This window comes from Duganella alba, from assembly GCF_009674495.1.
GTDB lineage: Bacteria > Pseudomonadota > Gammaproteobacteria > Burkholderiales > Burkholderiaceae_D > Rugamonas > Rugamonas alba.
The window spans coordinates 35,524-60,818 of the sequence record NZ_WKJN01000031.1 but is presented as its reverse complement, the minus strand read 5'-3'; the positions used below and the strand labels follow the sequence as shown (position 1 = coordinate 60,818).

The following is a 25,295-nucleotide window of genomic DNA, read 5'->3' as shown; positions in this document are numbered from 1 at the left end:
TGCTTCAAGTGCGGGCCGCATTCCCACGCGGCCAGCGCGCGCGGACAATGGATGCATCCACTCCACGAAAGGAAGCATCATGAAAGCCCTTCTCATTGCAAGCCTGCTGGCGGCCGGCGCCGCCCACGCCGACCCGGTGGCCGACGCCGCCCGCATCTACGCAGCCTTTTGGAACACCGGCGATCCCGCGCTGGCGAAGAAAGCGCTGGCGCCGGACTTCATCGACCGCACCTTGCCGGCCGGCCGCGAGCAGGGCGTCAACGGCCCGCTGCAAGCCTCGCTGTTCTTCCGCACCGCCGTGCCGGACCTGCAAGCCGAAGCCACGCACATCGTGCCGAATGGCGAGCTGGTGTCGGTGCGGCTGCATTTCACCGGTCACTTCACCGGCAAGTTCGGCGCGGTGCAAGGCAGGGGCCAGGCCATCGATTTCCAGGCCTTCGACCTGTATCGCGTGGTGAACGGCCGCATCGCCGAGAACTGGCACCTGGAAGACAACCTGACGCTGCTTCAGCAGATGGGCATCACGCCAGATCCGCAAAGCGCTGCATCAGGAACGCAATAAGCAGCGCGATGCGCGGCGGCTGGTAGCGGTTGCGGTGGTAGAGAATGTTCAGCGGCGCGCTGTCGGTGAAGTATTCGTCCAGCACCGTCGCCAGCCGTCCGCTGCGCAGATCGTCCGAGATGTCGATGATCGACTTGTACGCATAGCCCTGGCCGGCGATGGCCCACTTGCGGATAATCTCGCCGTCGTTGCTCTGCTGCGTGCGGCGCACGCGCACCGACAGGCGTTCGTCGGCGTCGTCGTTGCTGCAATAGCGCCAGTCCTGCATCGGCCCCAGCGCCGTCACCAGCACCAGCGTCGGCAGGTTGGCCAGATCCTCCGGCATGGCCGGGCCGCCGGTCTGCGCGATCAGCGACGGCGCCGCGCACACCACGCGCCGGCTCGGCGCCAGCACCCGCGCCACCATCTCGCTGTCGGCCAGCTGGCCGTAGCGCAGCGCCAGGTCGATGTCGTCCTGCACCATGTTGGAAGTATTGTCGCTCAGCGTCAGCGCATACTGCACGTCCGGATGGACGGTGCGGAAGGCGTCCAGCATCGGCATCAGCACATTGCGGCCGAGGTCCGACGGCGCCGAGATCTTCACCATGCCGCGCACGCTGTCGGTGCCGGCGTGCAGGCTCGATTCCGCCTCCGCCATCAGCGCCATCGCCTGTTCGCTGAAGTGGCGATACAGCTTGCCTTCCTCGGTCAGCCGCAACTGGCGCGTGGTGCGCTCGAACAGCTTGACCTGCAACGATGCTTCCAGCCGCTGGATACTGGCGCTGGCTGCCGCCGGCGACATGCCCTGCTTGCGGCCGGCAGCCGAAAAGCTGCCCAGCTGCGCGGCGTCGAGGAACAGCCGGACGACGGTGAAGCGGTCGTTGCTACTGTCCATGGATCACCACCGTGCAGGTGGTGCCGGCCACCAGCTCCAGATCCTTCGGCTTGCTGTCGATGTGGATGCGCACCGGCACCCGCTGCGCCAGGCGCACCCAGTTGAAGGTCGGGTTGACGTCGGCCAGCAGCTCGCGGCCCAGGTTCGCATCGCGGTCGGTGATGCCGCGCGCGATGCTTTCGATATGCCCTTGCAGCAGCGCGGCGCCGCTCATCATGTGGATTTCCACCTTGTCGTTCAATTTCAGCAGCGGCAGCTTGGTCTCTTCGAAGTAGCCGACCACGTAGAACGAGGCGGCATCGATCAGCGCCAGCTTGGCCGCGCCGACGGCGGCGAAGTCGCCCGGATGCACATTCAGGTTGGTGACGTAGCCGGTCACCGGCGCGCGGACCACGGTGCGTTCCAGGTTCAGCTCCGCCAGGTCGCGCGCGGACACCGCCGCCTGGTACTGGGCCGAGGCGGTGCCGACCGCCGCTTCCGCGGTTTCCTTGCTCTCGGCCGAGACGATGGAAGCATCCAGGTCCGCGCGGCGTTTCGCCTCGCTGGTGCGGCGGCCTTTTTCCACCTGCTGCGACGCCAGCAGCGCCTTGGACTGGATCAGCGCATTTTCGTAGCGCGCCTTGTCGACCACGAACAGCACATCGCCTTTCTGCACCAGCTGGTTGTCGTGCACCAGCACTTCGGTGACGGTGCCCGCCACGTCGGCGCTGATGGTCACCACGTCGGCCTTGACGCGGCCGTCGCGGGTCCAGGCCGATTCCATGTAGTGGTCCCAGGCGGTGCGGCCCGCCCACAGGGCCACCGCCAGCAACAGCATGGTCAGACAAAAGCGGAAAATTTTAGATGCGCTCACAGAAGGCTCTCACAGGAAGTTGAATTTATTATTGGTACAGCGTGACCAGCAAGGCACTGAAGATGCAGACGAACATGCACAGCCGCACCAGCGCCGGGTGCCAGCCGAGGCGATACGCGCCGACATAGCTTAACACCGCATCGAGCACCAGTTGCAGCACGGCGCTGAGCAGGAAGACCGGCAGCACGCCGGGCAGCAGCACGCCGAAAAAGTCGATTTCACGCGGCAGGTGTTGGAACATTCGATTCTCCAGAAAGCTGGTCCAGCAAGGACGTATAGATGGAATGCAGGTCGGTCAGCGCCATGTGCAGGCGCGCGCGGCGCTCGGGATGCGCATCGGGCAGGGCGGCGCGCACCGCCGTCCCGGCGTGCAGGATCGATGCCAGCACCGCTTCGCCGGCGGTGCGCGTCGGCGCATCCAGATAGGCGGCCAACTGGCGCAGCACCGTTTCCAGGCTGTCGCGCGCGCTGCCTGCGTGCGAGGCGGCGATCAGCTGGCGCAGTTCGATGGCGGCGTGGCCCAGCTCCAGCAAGGTCAGGCCCTGGCGCACCACGGCGCGCGTCTGCGCGTTCGGCGACGGGCCGGCGGCGGCGTTCAATTGGCTCAACAGGTCGCGCACGCGGTTGTCGAAGCGGCGCTTCAGGCGGTGCAGGCGCGCGCCGCAGGCGTTGCGCGCCTCCTGCCACAGCGCGGCGGCCACGTGGCCGCGATGGCCCATGGTGTGCTCCGGCAGCAGCACCTTGAACATCACGAAGGCCACCGCCACGCCCATGGTCAGCGACAGCTCGCTGGCGATGAAGGATTCGACGTCGTAGTGCATCAGGTTGGCCGGCACCACCAGCGTGGCCGAGAACATGCCGACGCCGATGCCGACGCCGCTCCAGCGCGGACTGCTGCTCAGGTAGGCGCCGAAGGCGAACAGCGGCAGCGCCGCCAGCACCAGCGGGTAAAAGCTGTCGGCCCTGGTCACCAGCAGGAACTCGGTGATGAAGGCGAACGGCATCGAGATCAGGAAGCCGATCAGCACCTGCCTGACCAGCACCGTCGGACGCGGCGAGGACGAGGCCAGCGCGCAGAAAATGGTCGCCATCAGGATCGCGTTGACGGTGGCCGGCCACGCCAGCCAGTACCACATGGCGGCCGTCACCAGCAGCGTGGCGCCGGCGCGCACGCCGCTGGCGACGATGATGGCGGGCGGCGTCTTCGGCGAGTACGCGCCGGGATCGCTGACCTGCTGGCGCTTCTGCTGCGCCAGCCCGTGGTACAGCGCGGCGAAATCGGCCAGGTTGCCGGCGAAACGCTCCAGCAGCTCCACCGCCGTGTCGAAATCGATGTGGCGCGCGCGGTCCAGCTCCGGGCCGGCGGCCAATTGCGCCTGCGCGGCGGCGCTGTCGTCGGCCAGCTTGCTGCGCATCTGCGCCAGGCGCGCCGGCGTCAGCTCGTCGCCCATGGCCTGCGCCAGGTGGGCGTACATCGGCTCCACCAGCGCCAGCACCGGGCCGTCGCCGGCCGCGCGCAGGCGGTGGCTCAGGCGATGCAGCGTGTAGAAGGTGGTCAGCGCCGTCATGAAGGCGGCGTTGAAGGCGTGCAGCTGGCGCGTTTGCGAACGCGAATGGCCGGCCTCGAAGAAGGCGGCGGCGCGGCCCGATTCCAGCGCGGCGATATCGGCGGCGAACTTCAGGTGGTTTAGCTCGGCGTCGGCCGGCGTGATGCGGTGCGCCAGCACCTGGCGGCAGAAATCGATGAAGCCGGCGTAGCGCGCCTGCACGGTGCGCATCACGGCGCCCGAATGGCGGCGCGGGAAGAACACGTCGTGCACCACGGCCGAACAGATGATGCCCAGACTGACTTCGGTGACGCGGGTGACGGCCAGGGTGAACACATTGCCCGGCGCATCGACCGCCGGCGCCGCGATCATCACGGCGGTGTAGCCGGCCAATACGAAGCTGTAGGACTGCTGGTTGCGGTGCATGGCGGCGCCGCCGGTGCACAGCGCCACCCACAGCGCCAGGCCGAGGAACAGCACCGTCGGCGACTGCGGGAACAGCGCCACCAGCGTCAGCGCGGCGGAGCAGCCGACCAGCGTGCCGAGAAAACGGTGCAGGGCTTTTTCCAGCACCATGCCGCTGCTGGGCAGGGCCAGGACCACGGTGGTGGCAAGGGCGGTGTAGGGCGCTTCGAGGCCGAGGCGGAACGACAGCCACAGGGCGGCAAACGCGGCCAGCATGGCCTTGGCGACAAAGATCCAGCGCTGGCCTTCGGTGCCGGCCCAGTCGGCGGTCTGCGCCCTGAACCAGGTGAACGCCCTCCGCGCCGCGCGTTGGTCCGGGGAAGGGGCGGCGGGAGGTGCGTTCATTGGTCGGTTCTAGGTGATTGCTTCTAAATTATCGAGCTGCCGTTTCAGCAGCCCTTCCAAAAGTTTTACTTCTTCCTCGCTGTAGCCGTCGTAGGCGCGCGTGGTGGTGCGCCAGACTTCCGGCAGCACTTTTTCGGCCAGCGTGCGGCCGGCGTCCGTCAGCGAGATCATCACACAGCGGCGGTCGCCGGGCCGGTTGCCGCGCGTGATCAGGCCCTGGGCTTCCAGGTCGTTGCACACGCGCGTCAGGTTGGCCGGTTTTTCCATGCAAGCCTCGCCCAGCGTGGACGCGGTCGAGGTCTCATTGTCCGAACCGTACAGCACCGCCAGCACCATGTAGCTGGCGTCAACCAGCTCGTATTTACGCAGTGCGGCGTTGCTCAAATCTTTCATCCGTTTCTGGATGTGGTAAGTCATGCGCAACAGGCGCATCAACTCCTCAGGGAATTCCGGTATTCGGCCATGGATATTTTTAAGGCGCCTTTTAGTCGCATCAAAACTACTCATTGCCACTCCTCTGATATTTTCTAGAAAGGCTTGATTGTACTATTTAAAGTGTCAATCAAAATCCAGTTTTATGCCTCCGCCCAGCGCCGACATCAATAAAGCGTAATTATCGAGCTGTTTGCTGGCCACCTGCGCCATCTGCTGCTGCTCGTTCAACAAAGTCAATTGGGCGTTGATCACGTTCAGGGTATCGGTCAAGCCGGCGCGGTAGGCTTTCTCCGACAACTGCTGCTGGCGGCGCGCCGAATCGAGCGCGCGCTGCGCCAGTTCATCCTGCTGCCGCACCGATTCGATCTTCACCACCGCGTTGGCGACGTCGGACATGGCCTGGATCACCGTGGCGTTGTACTGCTCCACCGCGCCGTCGTAGACAGCGGTCTGGTTGCCCAACTGGCTGCGCAGGCGGCCGCCGTCGAACACCGGCAGGCTGATGGCCGGCGTGATGCCGCGCATGCGCGAGCTGGCGTCCAGGAAGTGGCCGAAGCCCAGCGACTGCATGCCGGCGAAGGCCGCCAGGTTGATGTTGGGATAAAAGTCTTTTTTCGCTACCGCGATGCGCGAGCCGGCGGCTTCCACGCGCCAGCGCTGCGCCACGATGTCCGGGCGGCGGCCCACCAGTTCGGCCGGCAGCGTGGCCGGTACGCCGTCGCTGCGCGTCGCGCCGAGGGTCAGCAGCGGCCGGGCGATCGTATCGCCGTCGCCCGGTCCTTTGCCGATCAGTGTCGCCAGCTGGTTGCGCAGCAGGGCGATGGATTCGCCATATTGTTCCTGCTCGCGCCGTCCGGCCGGCAGTGTGGTTTCGATGCTGGCCACATCCAGGTCGCTGGCCAGGCCGGCCGCCTTGCGGCGGCGCGTGATGTCCAGGATGCGCTGGCGCTGCGCCAGGTTGTCGGCCACGCTGTCCTGCAGCGCGTACTCCAGCGACAGCTGGATGTAGGTGCGGACGATGGACGTCTCCAGCGTCAGGCGCGCCATTTGCGATTCGGCGGCGGCCATGTGGACATCGTCCAGCGCGGCGGCCAGCGCATCGCGATTGCGACCCCACAGATCCAGGTCGTAGGAACCGGATAGCGTGGCGGTATTCTTCCACGCGTAGTTCCCGGCGAGTGGTGCGGGGATCGTACTGTGCGCCGAGTACAACTCGCGGTCGGCGCTGGCCGAGGCGTCCACGCGCGGCTGCGTGGCGGCCTTGGCGACGCCGGTCAGCGCTTCCGCCTGGCGCACGCGGGCCAGCGTGGCGCGCAGGTTCGGGTTGTCGCTCAGTGCCGCGGTCACCAGCTTGTTCAGCTGCTCGTCGTGCAGCGCTTCCCACCAGCGTTCGTCGGGCCAGGCGATGTTTTCGCTGGCGGCGGCGATGGCTTTGCCCGGATTCAGTTCAGCGGGCTTCAGCTGCGTGGCTTGCGGCTTGACGTTGCCCATGTCGGCGCAACCGGCCAGCACGGCCAGTGCGCACGCGAGCAGGGCAAGTTTGGACGAGCGCTGGTTCACTGGCGTCGCTTAGTGCTTGACTACGTGCTTGCGGGTCTGGGCGACGTCGAAGTCCGCCTCGGTTTCCAGCAGGGTGCCGTTTTTGCGGGCTTCCAGGAATTCGGCCTGGACTTCAGCGCGGGTTTTGCCGGCAGGCGCTTCAGCCTTGGCGGTTTTGGCGGCTGGCGTATCTTCGGCGAAGGCGTTGGTCACCGTGGTGGCGGTGGCGGCGATGGCAAAAGCGGCGGTGGCGATGGCGCCCAGCAGGTGTTTGGTAGTCGTGCTCATGATGTTCTCCGTAATTAATGAGTATAACTATAGGGATGAATAATACATTTGTAAAGTAAAAAATTCCTATAGGAACGATAGTCTTATGCGAACCGGCGCACCGACCTGGTGCGATAGCGATGGTGTAATGTGATTTTTATGGCAAGGAGGCGATCATGGCTGACAGCACTTTGGACCCGGACAACATTCCGGCAGGCGCCGACCGTACCCTGGGGCGTGGCCACGGCACGCGCGCGCTGGGCCCGAGCGACAATTCCGACAGCGGCAGCGATGTGGTGGGCGAGCCGGACCTGGGCCTGGACAGCGACACCGACGCCCACGGCACCGGCGAGCGCGCCGGCGCGGACGAAGCCAATGTGGAGGCGGGCGACCTTGGTTTCGACCACGTCGAATCGATCCCGCTGGTGGATGGTGAATTCCACGACGTGCTGCCGAACGACACCGCATCGCGCGATGTGCCGCCGCAGGCGCGGCGCGAGGAACGGCGCGACTGGTCGCGCCGCGACTAAAACCGGCTAGCTGGCGACGGTCATCACGTCGCTGAGCCAGTCGACGAACACCCGCACGCGCGGCGACAGCTGCCGCTGGTGCGGGTACAGCACCGAGACGGGCATCGGCCGTGGGCGCCATTCCGCCAGCACTTCGCGCAGCGCACCGCTGCGCAGTTGCTGTTCCATGTGATAGCGCGGCGCCTGCACCAGTCCCAGGTCGTGGGTGCAGCAGGCGGCATACGCCTCGGCGCTGGCGACCGACACACTGCCGGGGAGGGCGATGCTGCGTTCCACGCCATCGACCATGAAGTCGAATGGGAACATCTTGCCGGTGCTGGACGAGAAGAAGTTCACCGCGCGGTGGCCCTGCGTCAGCAGGTCATCCAGCGTCGTGGGCGTGCCGTATTGCTCAAAGTAGGCGGCGCTGGCGCAGGTGACCTGCTGCAGGCTGGCGACGCGGCGGCCCACCATGCTGGAGTCGCGTAATTCGCCCACGCGCAGCACGCAGTCGATGCCGTCGCGCACCAGGTCGACCAGGCGGTCGCCCATGCCGATTTCCAGTTCAATATCCGGATAGCGCGCGAAGAATTCCTTCAGGCGCGGCAGCACGTAATGCTGCGCCAATGTGCCCTGCAAATCCACGCGCAGCTTGCCGCGCGGCGCCACGCCGCTGTTGCCGAAGCCCGCCTCGGTTTCCTCCACATCCGCCAGAATGCGCACGCAGCGCTGGTAATACGCCTGGCCGTCCAGCGTGGTGCTGACATGGCGCGTGGTGCGCTGAAGCAGGCGCACGCCGAGCCGTGCCTCCAGCTGCTTGATGGTGTAGGTGGCCGTGGCGGCGGGAATCTGCAAATCCTCCGCCGCCTTACTGAAACTCTCCAGCTCGACGATGCGGGTGAAAATGCGCATGGCATTGAAACGGTCCATTTTTTATTCGCGGTTATTGCATAGTGATTGCAATATTACTGTCTTTATTCATTAATGGCGAGAAGTCATACTGGTTTCATCAACTCACCAGGAGCCTTCCATGAACATCGCCCGATACCTGCTTGCCGCTGCCTTTGCGATCGCCGTGGGTGGCTGCACGACACAGGAGCCGCACATGAAACAGTCCGTCACGTATCTGCATCTGCTGAAAAAGACGCCGTTCTTCACCCGGCTGGACAAGCGCCAGCTGCAATGGGTGATCGATCATTCAACGGAGTGGGAAGCGCAGGCCGGCATGGAGGTCAGCAACCGCCTGGACGCCAACGACCATATCTGGATCCTGCTGGATGGCGGCTGGCAGATCGAGCAGGGCGGGCAGGTGCTGAAGGCCGGCCATGCGGATGCCGCCAAGTGGTATGGCGGCGAGCATGTGGCGCTGCTGCCGCCGGACAGCCGGCTGATCGCCAATCAGCACAGCTATGTGATGCGCATCGCGCGCGCGGACTTCGAGGCGATGCTGGCGCGCCGCTTCGACTTCACCCAGCATCTGGCGCAGGGCGAAGCCTTCTACGGCGCGCACTGAATCAGCGGTGCGACGAGGAGCCGGCCCACAGATTGATGGCGCCTTCCTGTGCCTGCGCGTCGATCTGCGCCAGTTCTTCGGCGGTGAAGGACAGGTTCTTCAGCGCGGCGACGTTCTCGCTGATCTGCGCGGCGTTGCTGGCGCCGATCAGCGTGGAGGTGATGCGCGGATCGCGCAGCACCCAGGCCAGCGCCATCTGCGCCAGCGTCTGGCCACGGCGTTTGGCGATTTCGTTCAGGCCGCGCACGCGTTCCAGATTGGCTTCGCTCAGGTGCGACTGCTGCAGCGAGCCGCCGCCCGGACGGTTGATGCGCGCATCGGCCGGCGTGCCGTTCAGGTACTTGTCGCTCAGGATGCCCTGCGCCAGCGCGGTGAAGGTGATGCAGCCGATGCCTTCCTGGCCCAGCGTATCGAGCAGGCCTTCGGTTTCGATCCAGCGGTTCAGCATATTGTAGGAAGGCTGATGGATCAGGCACGGCACCTTCCACTCCTTTAGCAGGCGCGCCGCTTCGGCGGTCTTCTCGGCGGAGTAGGACGACACGCCCACATACAGCGCCTTGCCCTGCTGGACCGCGTGCGCCAGCGCGCCCATGGTTTCTTCCAGCGGCGTGTCCGGATCGAAGCGGTGCGAGTAGAAGATATCGACGTAGTCGAGGCCCATGCGTTGCAGCGACTGATCCAGGCTGGCCAGCACATACTTGCGCGAGCCGCCGCCCTGGCCGTAGGGACCGGGCCACATGTCCCAGCCGGCCTTGGTGGAGATGATCAGCTCATCGCGGTAGGGCTTGAAATCTTCCTTGAACAGGTGGCCAAAATTGGTTTCCGCCGAACCGTAAGGCGGCCCGTAGTTGTTGGCCAGGTCGAAGTGGGTGATGCCGAGGTCAAACGCGGTGCGCAGCATCTCGCGCTGCGAGGCGAGGGTATTGGTGTCGCCGAAGTTATGCCACAAGCCGAGCGACATCGCCGGCAATTTCAAGCCGCTGCGGCCGCAGGTACGGTACTGCATTTCATCGTAACGGTGTGGTGAAGCCTGGTAGGTCATTGCTTGTCTCCATGATGAAAAAAAGCCCGCAAGGCGCGGGGCGCTGCGGGCTTTTTGAGGCTGCCGGTGTCGCTTACGCGAAGTTGGCGGCAGCGAAGTCCCAGTTGGCGAGCTTGAAGAAGGTCTCCAGATACTTAGGACGCACGTTGCGGTAGTCGATGTAGTAGGCGTGTTCCCACAGGTCGCAGGTGATCAGCGCTTTGGCGTCGGTGGTCAGCGGGGTGGCGGCGTTCGAGGTGTTGACGATGTCCAGCGAACCGTCGGCTTTTTTCACCAGCCAGGTCCAGCTCGAACCGAAGTTGCCGACGGCCGACTTGGTGAACTCTTCCTTGAACTTGTCGAACGAACCCCACTTGGCGTTGATGGCGTCCGCCAGCGCGCCGTCTGGTGCGCCTTTGCCGTTTGGCGTCAGGCTGTTCCAGTAGAAGGTGTGGTTCCATACTTGTGCCGAGTTGTTGAAGATGCCGCCCGACGACTTCTTGATGATTTCTTCCAGCGACAGGTTCTCGAACTCGGTACCTTTGATCAGGTTGTTCAGGTTGGTGACATACGTTTGGTGATGCTTACCGTAGTGGTATTCCAGCGTTTCTTGCGAGATGGACGGCGCCAGGGCGTCGATGGCATATGGCAGAGGTGGCAGAGTATGTTCCATTGTTCTTCCTTTGGTTTGAGTTGGTTTCTTGAAACCGGGTCATTTTTAGCGAAACGTCCATCATTGTAAAGCGGATGGGCCGTCCTCGCAGAAATCACCCGGGATTCGTGTGGGTTAGCGAACCTAGCGCACCCGGCGCGTGGTCTCGCGCACGATCAGCTCCAGCGGCGGCACTTCGCCGCGTGCTTCCTCGCCGTTGATGATGCGCAGCAAGGCCTGCGTGGCGATGCGGCCGATGTCGTACAGCGGCTGGCGGATGGTGGTCAGCGGCGGCGTCGTGTACGACGAGCCGGGCAGGTCATCGAAGCCGACCAGCGAGATGTCGTCCGGCACGCGGATGCCCTTGCGGTACAGGGCCAGCCGCGCGCCATACGCGCTCAGGTCGTTGGCGGCAAACACTGCGCTGAACTGCTGGTGGCTGTCGAACAGACGGTTCATCGCCAGCATGCCGCTGGCCTCGTGGTAATTGCCCTCGACGATCAGGTTCTGGTCCAGCGCAATGCCGGCTTCCTCCAGTGCGCGCGTGTAGCCGGCCAGGCGCTCGTTGGCGTCGATGTTGTTGGGCGGACCGGAAATGAAGGCGATGCGGCGGTGGCCCAGTTCGATCAGATGGTGTACGGCCAGGTAGGCGCCGTATTCATTGTCCATCTTGAAGCCCAGCGCGGTGCGGGTGTGCAGCGCACGGCCGGTGGAGACGATCGGCCGCTGGCTGGAAAAGCCCAGCACCGCCTCGTCGCCGATGCGGCCCGACAGCAGGATGATGCCGTCCACCTTGCGCGCCAGCAGCAATCGGATACGCTCGGCCTCCTCTTCCGCGTTCCAGTGGCCGCTGACGATCACCGACGCATAGCCGGTGCCTTTCAGGCCATCGTCGACGCCGCGCAGCGTTTCGTCGAAGAACGGGGAGGAGATATCCTGCACCACGATGCCGATGGTCATCGAGCGGCCTTTTTTCAGGCCCTGCGCCATCTGGTTGGGCGCGAAATTCATCTTGGTGATGGCGGCCAGCACGGCCTGGCGCTTGTCGTCCGACACCTTGGCGGTGCCGTTGAGGATGCGGGAAACGGTACTGGGCGACACTCCCGCCTGGCGTGCAACATCCATCAGAGTCGATGGGCCGGTGGAGTGGGGAATCTCAGCCAAAGCGCGTCCTTGTCATGTAGTTATGAAAACCTTTTCGCCGAAGATTACCATAAATTCCGGGCCTGTCCGCCATTTTGAAGAGTGACGGCACATTGACTTTCCGCCGGTGGCGGTATTTAATGAAAAACGCGCTTGAAATCGTTTTCATAACAACGCATGACATATAATCAAGTCGCAGTAAACCAATAAGAGACAGAACGGACAGAGACATGAAACGCGATTCCTTTTCGCACCTCGCGCACGGCCCGCGCATCCTGGCCGACGTCGGCGGCAGCAGTGCCAGCTTCGGCCTGGAGACGGCGCCGAACCAGATCGAAGCGATCTGGCTGACCGAGTGCGAAGCCTACCCGACGCTGGGCGCCGCCATGGTGGCCTACCTGTCGCAGGCGGCGACGGTGGCGGCCGGCGGCTACCAGGCGCGGTTTGCCGGCATCGCGATTGCCAATCCCATCGACGGCGACTGGGTCACCATGACCAATCATCACTGGTCGTTTTCGATCGAGGCGGTGTGTTCGCAATTCAGTCTGAAATCGCTGGTGGTGGTGAATGACTTCACCGCGCTGGCCAGCGCCTTGCCGTATCTGGCGGCGGAGCATAAGCATCAGGTGGGCGGCGGGATGGTGCGCAGCGGCGCCACGATTGGGCTGGTGGGCGCGGATGCGGGGCTGGGCGTGTCGGGACTGGTGCCGGCCGGGGATCGCTGGATCGCCATCGACAGCGAAGGCGGGCATGCCACTTTCGCGCCGATGAATGAGCGCGAGATCGATATTCTGCGCTATGCGCGGCGCTATCACGAGCATGTGTCGAGCGAGCGGCTGGTGTCCGGGATCGGGCTGGCGCTGGTGTACCGGGCGCTGTGCGAACGGGCGCGGGTCGAGCCGCAGAATCTGAATTCGGCGGAGATCATGGAGCGCGGCGTGCATCGGCTCGATCCGGTGTGCGAGGAGACGTTGCTGGCGTTCTGTGAAATGCTGGGGACGGTGGCGGGGAATGTGGCGCTGACGTTGGGCGCAAAGGGCGGTATCTACATCGGCGGCCGCACGGTGCTGAAGATGAGTGAGTTCTTTGAGCGTTCAGGTTTTCGGGCGCGGTTTGAGCAGAAGGGGCGGTTTTCCGATTATCTGGCGCATATTCCCACTTACGTCATTACCGAAAAATATCCGGTGTTGATTGGGATGTCGGCGATGTTGTCGGCCGCTTGACCCCGCGGCCGTTTCGACCAGCGGTCGCCGCGTCATAGGGGTCTGACCCCAGCGGGGTCAGACCCCGCCTTGCCGGGTTGCACCTTGTTGATGCCAACTTGCGCGCTACCCTCGGCCAGTTTTAAATCCAGCGTCGTATCAGCGTGCAGTTGATCAGGGGTACGCACAATTTCGCCTTGGTGGTTGGTGACGATGGCATACCCCCGCTCCAGCGTCCGCTGCGGATTCAGCATCTCCAGCTGCGCCGCCAGCGCCCCCAGCGCATCGCGCTGCTGCCCCAGCCGCGTGCCGATGCTGATCGCCGCCCGATGCTGCAACCCCGCCAGCACCGACCGCGCCGCCGTCACATCCGGCTTGCGCGCGCCCAGCCGTCCACCCAGCCGATCCAGCTGATGCCGCGCCTGCGACAGCGGCGCCCGGTTCGCATGCGTCATCGCCGTCGCCAGCGCACGCAGTTTGTGGCGCTGCTGATCGATCTGCGCCGTCGGGTTCAGCAGACGCCGCGTGTACCCATCCAGCGTCTGCTCCGCATCATTCAACGCCCGCCGCATGGCGCGGCGAATATCCACCACGTCCGCGCGCAGGGAGCCTATCCAGTCCATGCGCGGCGTCACCGCCAGTTCCGCCGCCGCAGTCGGCGTGGCGGCGCGCAAATCCGCCGCAAAGTCGCAGATCGTAAAGTCGGTTTCATGGCCGACGCCGGAAATCACCGGCATGCGGCAGTTGGCCACCGCATACGCCACTTCCTCGTCATTGAACGACCACAGATCCTCGATGCTGCCGCCGCCCCGGCACACGATCAGCACATCGCACTCGCCGCGCAGCGACGCCGTGTCGATCGCCTCGGCGATCTTCTGTCCCGCCATCTGGCCCTGCACCGGCGTTGGATACAGTATCACCTGCACATGCGGCGCGCGGCGCTTGAGCGCGGTCAGCACGTCGCGCAGCGCCGCCGCTTGCGGGCTGGTGACGATGCCCACCGCGCGCGGGAAGATCGGCAGCGCGCGCTTGCGGTCCGGGTGGAACAGGCCGGCCGCATCGAGCTTTTCCTTCAGCCGCTGGAACGCTTCAAACAACGAGCCCACGCCGGCGCGGCGGATCGCTTCCACATTGATCTGGTAATCGCCGCGCGCGCCGTACAGCGTGACCAGCGCCCGCACTTCGACCTTGTCGCCTTCGCGCGGAATGAAGTCCGCATACTGCGCGCGGCCACGGAACATCACCGCGCGCACCTGGGCGCCGCTGTCTTTCAGCGTGAAATACCAGTGGCCCGACGCCGCGCGCGTGAAGTTGGAGATTTCGCCCGAAATCCACGTCAGCGGAAAGGAGCGCTCCAGCAGCCGCGCCACGGCCTGGTTCAGCGCGCTGACGGTGATTACCGGGGCGCCGGCAGGGGTGGAATCGTTACGGTCGTCGAAGGTCATAGATTTCAATAAAGGAAACTATCCACACTATGTGTGTTTGGTCACACAGCGGTCACAGAGTAGTAAAAGCGGTAGGTATTATAGGTAGGTCTATGATTTTAAAGGGTAAACATTTGTGCCGTATTTGCGTGCAAAGAGGAAAAACCCTTACGGATCAAGCACTTTGCCCTAGCCACCCATGGTTACACACAAAGTTATCCACAAAACGTGTGTGAAACTTTGGTGAGTGATAGCCTTTTTCTTGTTGTTGATTTGGTCATGCTTAAAATTTACGCACGGAAATTATATTGTGACGAATCAATGACTTAAGTTGGGCCATCCCCTGTTTCGCACACTTTTATCCACAGAATTTGTGCAAAACTCCGAACTTGTCCACGCAGGGCGTATGGAAGTGAATATCCCGGATGGCCAGTCCGGCCTCCGGCAAAGGTCGGGAAACCGGGTGCTTTAATTTTGCGCATGGCAATAAAGTGTTTGCGAATCAAAGACTTGGGTTTGTAACTTGCGCCTTGCTAACAATCTTATCCACACAAAATGTGCAGAAGTGCACAGCGTCGCCGATAGTTGAAAGCGATCAGTCGCTTTCGCGCGCCCAGCGGTGGATAAGCCGGTTTTTGCACCGAAAAACGGCCAAAAACACCATCGTGCTAATTTTTTACTCAAGACAAAAAATCCATTATAAATCAATGGGATATCATATTGTGGAAGGGCTTGCTAACAATCTTGTCCACAGTAAGTGTGGGGAAGTCCACATGAATACCAATGCTGGATTTTGGCCTGTAATTGGTGCGTTCTTTTTGCGCAGGAGAAAAATATCCTTATAAATCAACGGTTTGTTGGCAAGCGCTACGCATTGCTAACAACGTTGTCCACAGAATATGGGCATAACTGGGATAAAGCGTGTACCGGCTGCGCGAAATTTAAGCGGTGTGACTATTTCCTTACAGATCAATGACTTGGGAAGGAAGGCGTGGCTTTGCACACATTATTGTCCACAGAAAATGTTGAGAACTCCACCATCCACTTGCCGATCAGCGTCCAACAAGATACATTGCGCCATTCGGGTGATTATCTATACAGGAGTTCGTTTTGCTCGCCATATTCCAAGCTGCAGGTTGGCCTATCTGGTTGTTGTTGATTGCTTCCATCGTCGCAACCGCCCTGATCATCGAACGCTTGCTGTATTTGCGGCGCAGCAAAATCCTGCCGAAACGCCTGCTGGACGAGGTGGTGCAGGTCTACCGCAACAAGCAGATCACGCCCGACGTCATCGACAAGCTGGAAAAAAGTTCGCCGCTGGGCATCGTGCTGTCGGCCGCGCTGCGCAATGTGGACGCGCCGCGCGACGTGATGAAGGAATCCATCGAAGAGGCGGGCAGCGGCGTGGCCCACACGCTGGAACGCTTCCTGACCACGCTGGGCACCATCGCCACGCTGGCGCCGCTGATGGGCCTGTTCGGCACGGTGGTCGGCATGATCGAGATCTTCGGTTCGCAGAATACGGCCGGTTCCAATCCGGCGGCGCTGGCGCACGGCATCTCGGTGGCCCTGTACAACACCGGCTTCGGCCTGGCGATCGCGATGCCGACGCTGGTGTTCTACCGCCACTTCCGCGCCTTGGTCGACAGCTTCATCATCGACATGGAACAGCAGGCGGTGAAGTTTGTCGACGTTGTGCACAGCAAGCGCAAGTAAGGACGCGTCATGAATTTCCGCAAAGGCCAGCGCCGCGAAGACCCGGAGATCAACCTGATCCCGTTTATCGACGTGCTGCTGGTGATCCTGATTTTCCTGATGGTGAGCACCACCTACAGCAAGTTCACCGAACTGCAGATCACGCTGCCGACGGCCGACGCACAGAAAGCCACCGACAAGCCGTTCGAGCTGAACGTGACGGTGGATGCCAAGGGCAACTACACCATCAACGGCGAGCCGGTCTCGTTCCGCGACGTCAACGGCTTCGCACAGGCGATGCGCGAGGCGGCGGGCAAGGGCGGCGACGCCGGCAAGTCGCCGGTGGTGATCGTCAATGCCGACCAGTTCGCCATGCACCAGATGGTGATCAACGTGATGGAAGCCGCGCGCATCGCTGGCTACGAAAAACTGACTTTCGCGGCGCAAACCGGTGGCGACAAATAAAGCGTCGGCGCTGGAGTCCACGCTGACGCGAAACTGGCTGCGGCGCGGGCCGCTGGCTTGCGCGTTGTGGCCGGTGTCGCTGGTGTTTCGCCTTCTGAGCGGCGTGCGCGTGGCCCTGTTCCGCGCCGGCGTGCTGACGTCGTCGCGGCTGCCGGTGCCGGTGGTGGTGGTGGGGAATATCTACATCGGCGGCACCGGCAAGACGCCGCTGACGATCTGGCTGGTGCAGGCGCTGCAAGCGGCCGGCATGCGGCCGGGCGTGATTTCGCGCGGCTTCGGCAGCGATGCCGATGGCGCGCGCGAAGTCACCGCCGCCTCGACGCCGGCGCAGGTGGGCGACGAGCCCCTGCTGATCAAGCAGCGTACCGGCTGCCCGGTGATGGTGGGGCGCGACCGCGCCGCCACCGGCCGCGCGCTGCTGGCCGCGCACCCCGACGTGAATATCCTGCTGACCGACGACGGCCTGCAGCACTACAAGCTGCAGCGCGACGTCGAAATCATCCTGTTCGACGGCCGTGGCGCCGGCAACGGCTGGCTGCTGCCGGCCGGCCCGCTGCGCGAGCCGGTCAGCCGCCGCCGCGACTTCACCGTTATCAACACGCCGGAAATGAGCGAGGCCTTGGTGCGCGCGGTCAACCCCGGCACGGCGGGGTCTGACCCCATGCGGGGTCAGACCCCCTATACGCGGACGGCGGCGATCCAGATGACGCTCGTGGGGGAATACGCCGAGCAACTCCGGGACCGCACCCAAAAAAAGCCGCTGACGGAACTCGCCGCCCACCCCGCATTGCGGGTTGCCGCCGCAGCCGGCATCGGCAACCCCGCGCGCTTTTTCGGCATGCTGAAAAGCGCCGGCCTGCGCATCACAGAACTGCCTCTGCCCGACCATCACGACTTCCAGGACCGCCCATTCGCCGCCCTGGACGCCGACCTAATCTTGATGACGGAGAAGGATGCAGTAAAATGTGCGCAAATTGAAGAACTCAGAGACGACCCGCGACTATGGGTCGTCCCGGTAACAGCGCGCATCGACCGCGCGCTGGCCGACCAAATTGTGGAGAAATGTCGTGGACGCTCGATTGCTTGATATCCTGGTATGCCCGGTCTGCAAAGGCCCCCTGGAGTACGATAAAAAGGCGCAGGAGATGATTTGCAAAGGCGACCGCCTGGCCTATCCTATCCGCGACGGCATCCCCATCATGTGGGCCGACGAGGCGCGCACCCTGCAGGACAAGGCGGAATAAGCAGTGTCCTTCATCGTCATCATCCCGGCACGCCTGGCCTCGACCCGGCTGCCGAACAAGCCGCTGGCCGACCTCGGTGGCAAGCCGATGGTGGTGCGCGTGGCCGAACGCGCACAGCAGTCCGGGGCGTCCCGCATCATCGTCGCCACCGACCATGAAGCCATCCGCGCCGCCTGCGAACAGCACGGCGTGGAAGTGTGCATGACGCGCGCCGACCACCCATCCGGCACCGACCGCATCGCCGAAGTGGCGCGCACGCTGAACCTGGCGGCCGACGCCGTCATCGTCAACCTGCAAGGCGACGAGCCGCTGATCGACCCGGCGCTGCTGCAGGCCGCCGCCGCGCTGATCGACGCCGACGTCACCATGGCCACCTGCGCCCACCCGCTGCACGACGCCGCCGACGCCTTCAACCCGAACGTGGTCAAGGTGGTGCTGGACAAGTCCGGCCGCGCCTTGTACTTCTCGCGCGCCACCATCCCGTGGCACCGCGACGCCTTCGCGCAGACCAAAGATGCGCTGCCCACTGGTTATGTACCGCTCCGTCACATCGGACTGTACGCCTACCGCAACGACTTCCTGCAAGCCTACCCGGCGCTGGACGTGTCGCCGTTGGAATCGATCGAGGCGCTGGAGCAGTTGCGCGTGCTGTGGCACGGCCATCCGATCGCCGTCCACGTCACCGATTCGGCCCCGGCCGCCGGTGTGGACACGCCTGAAGACCTGGAGCGCGTGCGTCAGTTCTATTGATTTATATCAAAAGGACGTCAGTCGCCCGTCAGCTACCACTGATATAACGACTGTAACTGTGCGATATTCACACGGTATATCAGGCTTAAATTGGCGTTCAAACTATGTTTTGTGGTAAGTTTCGTACAATCCGTTACTTACTAACCCATACCCATATCTGATTTTTAGGAATTTTTCATGCGTCTTATTCTTTTAGGAGCACCAGGTGCCGGCAAAGGCACTCAGGCTAACTTCATCAAAGAAAAATATAACATCCCGCAAATCTCGACTGGCGACATGCTGCGCGCTGCCATCAAGGCGGGTTCGGAATTGGGCCTGGCCGCCAAGAAGGTCATGGATGCGGGTGGTTTGGTATCGGATGACATCATCATCGGCCTGGTCAAGGACCGCCTGACCCAGCCTGACTGCGCCCAGGGCTACCTGTTCGACGGCTTCCCGCGCACCATCGCCCAGGCCGACGCCATGAAGGACAGCGGCGTGGCAGTGGACTACGTGCTGGAAATCGCGGTGCCGGACGAATCGATCATCGAGCGTATCGACGGCCGCCGTTGCCATCCAGGCTCGGGCCGCGTCTACCACGTCAAGTTCAACCCGCCGAAGGTTGAAGGCAAGGACGACGTCACCGGCGAAGACCTGGTGCAGCGCGACGACGACAAGGCTGAAGTGGTCAAGAAGCGTCTGGACGTGTATCACAGCCAGACCGAAGTGCTGCTGGGTTACTACAATGACTGGGCGCAATCGGGCCAGGCCGGCGCGCCGAAATATCGCCGCATCGAGGGCGTCGGCCCCGTGGAAGAAATTCGCGACGCCGCGTTTGCCGCGCTGTCGAAATAAGCGTTAAAGTAGAGCGGACCGATGGTCCGCTTTTTTTTTCGCTGGATGCCATCCCGTTTTTGAAGTTTTGCAGTTCGCACGTGAAGTGTGGTTTGTACGGCTTAATCAACAAAAATAAAAGGGGACAATATGGCAGCCAGCTTATGGATAGCAGTGGCGTGCGGCGTCATCGCCGTGGTGTATGGACTCTGGTCGCGCAGCTGGATCTTGCGACAGGACGCGGGCAACCCCCGCATGCAGGAAATCGCACTCGCGATTCAACAGGGCGCCGCCGCCTATCTGGCGCGCCAGTACCGCACCATCGCGATCGTCGGCGTGGTGCTCCTCATCCTCATTGGTGTTCTGCTGGACCTGAGTACCGCCATCGGCTTCCTGATCGGCGCGGTGCTGTCGGGCGCGTGCGGCTTCATCGGCATGAACGTCTCGGTGCGCGCCAACGTGCGCACGGCGCAGGCGGCCACACGCGGCATGAACGAGGCGCTCAACGTCGCCTTCAAGGGCGGCGCCATCACCGGCATGCTGGTGGTGGGACTGGGCCTGCTCGGCGTGGTGCTGTTCTATATGTTCCTGGTGGCCGGCGTGGGGCCGGACATCGACTTGCACAAGACGATAGAGCCGATGATCGGGCTGGCCTTCGGCGCCTCGCTGATTTCGATCTTCGCGCGGCTCGGCGGCGGCATCTTCACCAAGGGCGCGGACGTCGGCGCGGACCTGGTCGGCAAGGTGGAGGCGGGCATTCCGGAAGACGATCCACGCAATCCGGCGGTGATCGCCGATAACGTCGGCGACAACGTCGGCGATTGCGCCGGCATGGCGGCCGACCTGTTCGAGACCTATGTGGTGACGCTGATCGCCACCATGCTGCTTGGCGCGCTGCTGATGGGAGCCGCCGGCACGACGGCGGTGGTGTATCCGCTGCTGCTGGGCGCGGTGTCCATCATCGCCTCGATCATCGGCTGCTCGATGGTCAAGGCCAAGCCAGGCAAGAAGATCATGTCGGCGCTGTACACCGGCTTGTGGTGGGCGGCCGGTTTGTCGCTGATCGGCTTCGTCGTGGTGACCTGGCAGCTGTGGCCGGACGACGCCATGCGCGGCCGGATGATCGGCTGCACCGTGGTCGGCATCGTGCTGACCGGGCTGATGGTCTACATCACCGAGTACTACACCGGCACCGACTTCCACCCGGTCAAGCATATCGCCGAAGCGTCAACCACTGGCCACGGCACCAACATCATTGCCGGCCTGGGTGTGTCGATGAAGTCGACCGCCTATCCGGTGCTGGCGGTGTGCGCGGCCATCCTTGTCTCGTACCAGCTGGGGCAGCTATACGGCGTGGCGATCGCCGCGACCTCGATGCTGTCGATGGCCGGCATCGTGGTGGCGCTGGACGCCTACGGCCCGATCACCGACAACGCCGGCGGCATCGCTGAAATGTCCGGCATGCCGGACTCGGTGCGCGCGATCACCGATCCGCTCGACGCGGTGGGCAACACCACCAAGGCCGTCACCAAGGGCTATGCCATCGGCTCGGCCGGCCTGGCGGCGCTGGTGCTGTTTGCCGACTACACGCACGCGCTGGCCTCGGCCGGGCGCAGCATCACCTTCGACCTGTCGGACCCGATGGTGATCGTCGGCCTGATCATCGGCGGCCTGATTCCCTACCTGTTCGGCGCCATGGCGATGGAGGCGGTGGGGCGCGCGGCCGGCGCCGTGGTGGTGGAGGTGCGGCGCCAGTTCCGCGACATCAAGGGCATCATGGAAGGCACGGCCAAGCCGGAATACGACAAGGCGGTCGACATGCTGACCGCGTCGGCCATCAAGGAAATGATCGTGCCGTCGCTGCTGCCGGTGGTGGTGCCGATTCTGGTCGGCATGCTGCTGGGTTCGGCGGCGCTCGGCGGCATGCTGATGGGCACCATCGTCACCGGCCTGTTCGTGGCGATCTCGATGACCACCGGCGGCGGCGCCTGGGACAACGCCAAGAAATACATCGAGGATGGCCATTTCGGCGGCAAGGGGTCGGATGCGCACAAGGCGGCCGTCACCGGCGACACGGTCGGCGACCCGTACAAGGACACGGCTGGGCCGGCGGTCAATCCGCTGATCAAGATCATCAACATCGTGGCGCTGCTGCTGGTGCCGCTGTTGCCGGCGTCCGGCTGGCTGGCGGTGTCGGTACACTAAGGTTACGAATTGTTTCCGTGTCTTCCTTCCAATCGTGCGTCTGCTAATAATGTAGACAAGGAGGGAAGACCATGAATATCGCCAAGCCAGCTGCTTTCACCGTTGTGTTCCTGTTCGGCATGCTGGTGTGTGAATACGCATGGGCCGACCAGGCCACGGACGACTACGCCAAATTGCCGGTCTGCACGCTCAGCGCCGACGGCACCAGGCTGGCCGTCGAGCCATGCCGCACCGCGCCGGCGCAACGGCCGATGCCGCGTCGTCCGGTGCCGCAGATCATCGACCGCATGCCGCAGCAAAAGCGCGTGGCCTCGGTGAAGATGCCGGCCATGACGCCAACCCTGTCGAGTCCGCCGCGTGCCCCGGTCCCCGTCACCAACTGCGATGCGGCCGGCTGTTATGGAACCAACGGCGTGCGTTATAACAACGCCGGCGGCGGCGTGGTCGGGCCGTCAGGCAAGGCCTGCACCCGCGCCGGCGCTACGATTCAATGCTAGGTTCGCACAGGATCGGAAAGTTGACCGAGTTGGCGATGTAGCATTTCTCATGCGCCGCATGGTGCAGGCTGGCCGCAAGTTCGGCGTCGCCGGCCGCAATCGTCACGCGCGGGCGCAGCACGATGCGTTCGAAGCGGCCGCCGCTGGCGTCTTCCTTCATCGTGCCTTCCGCCTCGTCCACATACGCCGTCACCACGATGCCCGCCTCGGCGCAGAGGTGTAAATACCACAGTTTGTGGCAGGCCGAGGCCGACGCCACCAGCAAATCCTCCGGATTCCAGCGCGCCGCATCGCCACGAAAGGCCGGGTCGGAAGAACCGGGAATGGCCGGCTTGCCGTCGGCGCTGATGGTGTGGTTGCGGTCGTAGTCCCTGTAGCCGGAGGTGCCGCTGCCGCGATTGCCGGTCCATTCCACGCCGACCTGGTAATGATGTACGCCTGATGCCATGATCTTCCTTGAATATTTCCAAAAAGAAATTTAAATTGTTGTCGAGATATTTTGATATTTTTTGTTTTACTTCTGTTAGAATAGCTGCAATGCAATTAATTATGACGTTCTGCAACGAAAACGCCTCTCCCAGTTCGATAGGCTGTCTTGTCGAGCTGTCGTCGGCCCAGAATTCGCCGACAGTTACCCACACTACCTGTCATTCACTGGAGCTCGCATCTATGCGCATCACTTCTATTCTGCTGTCCCTGCTTGCTGTTGCCGCCATGAGCGCAGGCAATGCCAACGCCGCTTCGGCCAATCTGGTCAAGAATGGCGATTTCAGCCAAGTCAGCAACGGCAACAACAATCAGGTCGGCCACGTCGCGGGCGTTACCGGTGAAACCATGTTGGCCAACTGGACCAGCTACGACGGCAACAACGGCGGCTACAACTTCGTGCTGAACGGCACCCAGGTTACCACCACCGACTCGCGGATTTGGCTGCAAAGCTTCACCCCGCAGACCAACGGCGGCAATTTCTTCGCCTCCGACCCGCTGTATCACGCCGGCGTGCTGTCGCAGACCATCAGCGGCCTGACCGTGGGTGACAAGTACACCCTGACCTTCGATTATGCGCTGGGCCAGCAAAGCGGCAACACCGGCGCGAACACCGATTACTGGCAAGTCCTGTTCGGCCAGACGCCGAAGGCGCATGATCTCGAAGTTGGCGTGCTGCCGGCCAATACGGTAACGCAAAACAGCGCCTCACTGAGCATCGCCACCGGCGGCTTCAGCGGCTGGCAGACCTCCACCATGACCTTCACCGCGGCGCAAGCCAGCCAGGTGCTGTCGTTCTTCGCGCAAGGTTCGGCTGGCGCGCCACCGTTCCTGCTGCTGGACAACGTCTCGCTGACCGCTGCCGTGCCTGAACCTTCGACCTGGGGCATGCTGCTGGGCGGCATCGGCCTGGTTGGTTTCATGGCGCGCCGCCGCGCCGCCAAGCGCGCCTGATCCAGTCGCCACCGGCGCATCCTGACGGGTGCGCCGCATCCCCCTCATGCATTTCTCCCTGCACGAATTCGCGATCGCCGTCCTGCGCCTGAGCCTGTGGCTGGTGGTGCTGACGGTCATCTTCGTGCCGCTGGAACGCTGGTTCGGCGCGCGACACGCGCCGCGTCTGCGCCGCCAACTATTCCACGATCTGATCTACTACGTCATCAGCAGCCTGACGCCGATCCTCGTGCTCAGCACGGTGACGGCGGTGCTGGCGGTGGCGGCCCGGCATCTGGTGCCGGATGCGCTGATCTCGGCGTTGCAAATGCTGCCGGGATGGGCGCGGCTGGCGCTGGCCTTCGTGATCGCCGAAATCGGTTTCTACTGGGGACACCGGCTCAGTCATGAGCTGCCGTGGCTGTGGCGCTTCCACGCGCTGCATCACAGCACCGAGCACATGAATTTTCTCGCCAATACCCGTACCCATCCGGTGGACATGGTGGTCACGCGGCTGTTCGGCCTGATTCCCTTGTATCTGCTGGGGCTGGCCAGTCCGAGCGTGGTGGGCAGCGGAGCGCCGGCGCTGCTGCTGGTGCTGGGGACGTTGTGGGGGTTCTTCATTCATGCCAATCTGCGTTGGCGTTTGGGGCCGCTGGAATGGCTGGTGGTGACGCCGGCCTTCCATCACTGGCATCACAGCCGTTACGACCACATCAACCGCAACTATGCGTCCACGCTGGCGTTCCTTGATCGTGTGTTCGGCAGCCACTATCTGCCGCCGCACTGGCCGGCCGAATATGGCACCGATACTCCGCAAGCCGACGGCTTGACGGGGCAACTGCTTGATCCGCTGCTTCCGCAAAAAAATAAACGCCTGCAAGCACCCCTGACGAAAGGGTCTGACCCCGTACGGGGTCAGACCCTGGCCGCAGCGCGGTGCGGGTTGTGCGGGTGCCATCCGCCGCCAAGTCAAAAGCAACTGCTGACCCCTACAGATGCGCTACAATGCTTACGTTTACGTAAACGTCAATAACATTGGAGACAAGCATGCAGATTCAAGACAGCGTATTCATCATCACCGGCGGCGCCTCGGGTCTTGGCGCTGCCACGGCGCGGATGGTGGCCGGGCAAGGCGGCAAGGTCGTGCTGGCCGACGTGCAAGCCGAGGCCGGCGCAGCGCTGGCGGCCGAGTTGAACGGGGTGTTCGTCAAATGCGACGTCACTTCCGAAGCGGACGGCCAGGCCGTCGTTGCCGCCGCACTGGCGCAAGGCACGCTGCGCGGCATCGTCAACTGCGCCGGCATCGCCCCGGCCGCCAAGACCGTCGGCAAGGAAGGCCCGCACGCGCTGGACCTGTTTCAGCGCGTGGTGATGATCAACCTGGTCGGCACCTTCAACATGGCGCGCCTGGCGGCGGACGCCATGAGCAAGAACGCAGCGCTGGACACCGGCGAACGCGGCATCATCATCAACACCGCCTCGGTGGCCGCGTTCGACGGCCAGATCGGCCAGGCCGCCTACGCTTCGTCGAAAGCCGCGGTCGCCGGCCTGACGCTGCCGATGGCGCGCGACCTGTCGCGCAACGGTATCCGCGTGATGACCATCGCCCCAGGCATCTTCGAAACGCCGATGTTGATGGGCATGCCGCAGGAAGTGCAGGACGCGCTGGGCGCCATGGTGCCGTTCCCGCCGCGCCTGGGCAAGCCGGCCGAGTATGCGTTGCTGGCGAAAGCCATCATCGAGAACCCGATGCTGAACGGTGAAACCATCCGCCTCGACGGCGCGATCCGCATGCAGCCGAAGTAGTACATAAATAAAACGATCTAAACGATTTCGTGTAGGATAGAAAATGA

Annotated in this window: 28 protein-coding genes; 15 read left to right on the top strand and 13 right to left on the bottom strand. The window is 63.4% G+C overall.

Annotated elements, in window-relative coordinates:
* Nucleotides 1–79: 79 nt before the first annotated feature.
* On the top strand, nucleotides 80–562 hold the full coding sequence (locus GJ695_RS23935; RefSeq protein ID WP_154369235.1) for an ester cyclase: 483 nt from the start codon (nucleotides 80–82) through the stop codon (nucleotides 560–562).
* On the opposite strand, the gene GJ695_RS23930 is transcribed toward GJ695_RS23935, so the two are convergent.
* Genes GJ695_RS23930 through GJ695_RS23900 form a run of 7 tightly spaced genes read right to left on the bottom strand, consistent with a single transcriptional unit; the run spans nucleotide 522 to nucleotide 6,908 of the window.
* A complete protein-coding gene (locus GJ695_RS23930) occupies nucleotides 522–1,436 on the bottom strand; it encodes a LysR family transcriptional regulator (protein WP_154369232.1) in 915 nt (304 codons plus the stop codon). The genes GJ695_RS23935 and GJ695_RS23930 overlap by 41 nt on opposite strands.
* Entirely contained in the window at nucleotides 1,426–2,289 is an 864-nt protein-coding gene (locus tag GJ695_RS23925; protein ID WP_166455319.1) for an HlyD family secretion protein, read from the bottom strand. Before GJ695_RS23925 ends, GJ695_RS23930 begins: the two co-directional genes overlap by 11 nt.
* 28 nt (nucleotides 2,290–2,317) lie before the next feature.
* Nucleotides 2,318–2,530 (bottom strand): DUF1656 domain-containing protein, encoded by a 213-nt coding sequence (locus GJ695_RS23920; RefSeq protein WP_308493326.1) that lies wholly within the window; start codon nucleotides 2,528–2,530, stop codon nucleotides 2,318–2,320.
* Nucleotides 2,508–4,646, bottom strand: coding sequence for an FUSC family protein (locus GJ695_RS23915; RefSeq protein WP_154369230.1), 2,139 nt, complete (start codon nucleotides 4,644–4,646; stop codon nucleotides 2,508–2,510). Before GJ695_RS23915 ends, GJ695_RS23920 begins: the two co-directional genes overlap by 23 nt.
* A gap of 9 nt (nucleotides 4,647–4,655) precedes the next feature.
* On the bottom strand, nucleotides 4,656–5,153 hold the full coding sequence (locus tag GJ695_RS23910) for a MarR family winged helix-turn-helix transcriptional regulator (protein WP_154369228.1): 498 nt from the start codon (nucleotides 5,151–5,153) through the stop codon (nucleotides 4,656–4,658).
* A 51-nt stretch (nucleotides 5,154–5,204) separates the two neighbouring features.
* The gene (locus GJ695_RS23905; protein ID WP_371866595.1) at nucleotides 5,205–6,641 is read right to left on the bottom strand and encodes an efflux transporter outer membrane subunit; all 1,437 of its coding nucleotides are present in this window, start codon (nucleotides 6,639–6,641) and stop codon (nucleotides 5,205–5,207) included.
* A 9-nt stretch (nucleotides 6,642–6,650) separates the two neighbouring features.
* On the bottom strand, nucleotides 6,651–6,908 hold the full coding sequence (locus GJ695_RS23900; RefSeq protein WP_154369226.1) for a DUF4148 domain-containing protein: 258 nt from the start codon (nucleotides 6,906–6,908) through the stop codon (nucleotides 6,651–6,653).
* Nucleotides 6,909–7,063: 155 nt separating this feature from the next.
* Between GJ695_RS23900 and GJ695_RS30270 the strand changes: the two genes are divergently transcribed.
* A complete protein-coding gene (locus tag GJ695_RS30270; RefSeq protein WP_229260623.1) occupies nucleotides 7,064–7,417 on the top strand; it encodes a hypothetical protein in 354 nt (117 codons plus the stop codon).
* Between the two features lie 6 nt (nucleotides 7,418–7,423).
* On the opposite strand, the gene GJ695_RS23890 is transcribed toward GJ695_RS30270, so the two are convergent.
* Nucleotides 7,424–8,326, bottom strand: coding sequence for a LysR family transcriptional regulator (locus tag GJ695_RS23890; RefSeq protein WP_154369224.1), 903 nt, complete (start codon nucleotides 8,324–8,326; stop codon nucleotides 7,424–7,426).
* Nucleotides 8,327–8,426: 100 nt separating this feature from the next.
* Here GJ695_RS23890 and GJ695_RS23885 point away from each other — a divergent pair, with 100 nt between their 5' ends.
* Nucleotides 8,427–8,909 (top strand): hypothetical protein, encoded by a 483-nt coding sequence (locus GJ695_RS23885; RefSeq protein ID WP_154369222.1) that lies wholly within the window; start codon nucleotides 8,427–8,429, stop codon nucleotides 8,907–8,909.
* A 1-nt stretch (nucleotide 8,910) separates the two neighbouring features.
* On the opposite strand, the gene mgrA is transcribed toward GJ695_RS23885, so the two are convergent.
* From mgrA to GJ695_RS23870, 3 genes are all read right to left on the bottom strand, one after another.
* Nucleotides 8,911–9,951: an L-glyceraldehyde 3-phosphate reductase gene (gene mgrA, locus GJ695_RS23880; RefSeq protein WP_154369221.1), complete on the bottom strand. Its 1,041-nt coding sequence runs from the start codon at nucleotides 9,949–9,951 to the stop codon at nucleotides 8,911–8,913.
* A 73-nt stretch (nucleotides 9,952–10,024) separates the two neighbouring features.
* Nucleotides 10,025–10,603 (bottom strand): superoxide dismutase [Fe], encoded by a 579-nt coding sequence (gene sodB / locus GJ695_RS23875; protein WP_154369219.1) that lies wholly within the window; start codon nucleotides 10,601–10,603, stop codon nucleotides 10,025–10,027.
* Nucleotides 10,604–10,726: 123 nt separating this feature from the next.
* Entirely contained in the window at nucleotides 10,727–11,707 is a 981-nt protein-coding gene (locus GJ695_RS23870; RefSeq protein WP_154369217.1) for a LacI family DNA-binding transcriptional regulator, read from the bottom strand.
* 248 nt (nucleotides 11,708–11,955) lie between these two features.
* Here GJ695_RS23870 and glk point away from each other — a divergent pair, with 248 nt between their 5' ends.
* On the top strand, nucleotides 11,956–12,948 hold the full coding sequence (glk, locus tag GJ695_RS23865; protein ID WP_154369215.1) for a glucokinase: 993 nt from the start codon (nucleotides 11,956–11,958) through the stop codon (nucleotides 12,946–12,948).
* A 32-nt stretch (nucleotides 12,949–12,980) separates the two neighbouring features.
* Here the strand turns inward: glk and xseA are convergent, their stop codons facing one another.
* Nucleotides 12,981–14,372 (bottom strand): exodeoxyribonuclease VII large subunit, encoded by a 1,392-nt coding sequence (gene xseA / locus GJ695_RS23860; protein ID WP_154369213.1) that lies wholly within the window; start codon nucleotides 14,370–14,372, stop codon nucleotides 12,981–12,983.
* A 1,089-nt stretch (nucleotides 14,373–15,461) separates the two neighbouring features.
* Between xseA and GJ695_RS23855 the strand changes: the two genes are divergently transcribed.
* The 8 genes from GJ695_RS23855 (at nucleotide 15,462) to GJ695_RS23820 (ending at nucleotide 22,020) form a co-directional block, all read left to right on the top strand.
* A complete protein-coding gene (locus GJ695_RS23855; protein WP_154369211.1) occupies nucleotides 15,462–16,067 on the top strand; it encodes a MotA/TolQ/ExbB proton channel family protein in 606 nt (201 codons plus the stop codon).
* 9 nt (nucleotides 16,068–16,076) lie between these two features.
* Complete coding sequence (locus GJ695_RS23850; protein ID WP_154359555.1) at nucleotides 16,077–16,511, top strand: ExbD/TolR family protein; 435 nt, start codon at nucleotides 16,077–16,079, stop codon at nucleotides 16,509–16,511.
* Complete coding sequence (lpxK, locus tag GJ695_RS23845; RefSeq protein WP_166455318.1) at nucleotides 16,498–17,598, top strand: tetraacyldisaccharide 4'-kinase; 1,101 nt, start codon at nucleotides 16,498–16,500, stop codon at nucleotides 17,596–17,598. Before GJ695_RS23850 ends, lpxK begins: the two co-directional genes overlap by 14 nt.
* Nucleotides 17,579–17,755, top strand: a complete 177-nt coding sequence (locus GJ695_RS23840; protein WP_008446346.1) for a Trm112 family protein — start codon at nucleotides 17,579–17,581, stop codon at nucleotides 17,753–17,755. The genes lpxK and GJ695_RS23840 overlap by 20 nt, the downstream gene beginning before the upstream one ends.
* 3 nt (nucleotides 17,756–17,758) lie before the next feature.
* Nucleotides 17,759–18,505, top strand: a complete 747-nt coding sequence (gene kdsB, locus GJ695_RS23835) for a 3-deoxy-manno-octulosonate cytidylyltransferase (protein ID WP_166455317.1) — start codon at nucleotides 17,759–17,761, stop codon at nucleotides 18,503–18,505.
* Between the two features lie 177 nt (nucleotides 18,506–18,682).
* Nucleotides 18,683–19,339, top strand: coding sequence for an adenylate kinase (adk, locus tag GJ695_RS23830; RefSeq protein ID WP_154369209.1), 657 nt, complete (start codon nucleotides 18,683–18,685; stop codon nucleotides 19,337–19,339).
* 129 nt (nucleotides 19,340–19,468) lie between these two features.
* On the top strand, nucleotides 19,469–21,523 hold the full coding sequence (locus GJ695_RS23825; protein ID WP_154369207.1) for a sodium-translocating pyrophosphatase: 2,055 nt from the start codon (nucleotides 19,469–19,471) through the stop codon (nucleotides 21,521–21,523).
* A 71-nt stretch (nucleotides 21,524–21,594) separates the two neighbouring features.
* Nucleotides 21,595–22,020 (top strand): hypothetical protein, encoded by a 426-nt coding sequence (locus GJ695_RS23820; RefSeq protein WP_154369205.1) that lies wholly within the window; start codon nucleotides 21,595–21,597, stop codon nucleotides 22,018–22,020.
* Here GJ695_RS23820 and GJ695_RS23815 read toward each other — a convergent pair.
* Nucleotides 22,004–22,468 carry an OsmC family protein gene (locus GJ695_RS23815; RefSeq protein ID WP_154369203.1) on the bottom strand — a complete coding sequence of 155 codons (465 nt, stop codon included), beginning with the start codon at nucleotides 22,466–22,468 and terminating at the stop codon, nucleotides 22,004–22,006. The genes GJ695_RS23820 and GJ695_RS23815 overlap by 17 nt on opposite strands.
* A 221-nt stretch (nucleotides 22,469–22,689) precedes the next feature.
* Between GJ695_RS23815 and GJ695_RS23810 the strand changes: the two genes are divergently transcribed.
* From GJ695_RS23810 to GJ695_RS23800, 3 genes are read left to right on the top strand one after another with little or no spacing between them, the layout of a single operon-like run.
* Nucleotides 22,690–23,460, top strand: a complete 771-nt coding sequence (locus tag GJ695_RS23810) for a PEPxxWA-CTERM sorting domain-containing protein (protein WP_154369201.1) — start codon at nucleotides 22,690–22,692, stop codon at nucleotides 23,458–23,460.
* Between the two features lie 46 nt (nucleotides 23,461–23,506).
* Complete coding sequence (locus GJ695_RS23805) at nucleotides 23,507–24,475, top strand: sterol desaturase family protein (protein WP_154369199.1); 969 nt, start codon at nucleotides 23,507–23,509, stop codon at nucleotides 24,473–24,475.
* A gap of 14 nt (nucleotides 24,476–24,489) precedes the next feature.
* Nucleotides 24,490–25,248, top strand: a complete 759-nt coding sequence (locus GJ695_RS23800) for an SDR family NAD(P)-dependent oxidoreductase (RefSeq protein ID WP_154369197.1) — start codon at nucleotides 24,490–24,492, stop codon at nucleotides 25,246–25,248.
* The last annotated feature ends 47 nt before the right edge of the window (nucleotides 25,249–25,295 follow it).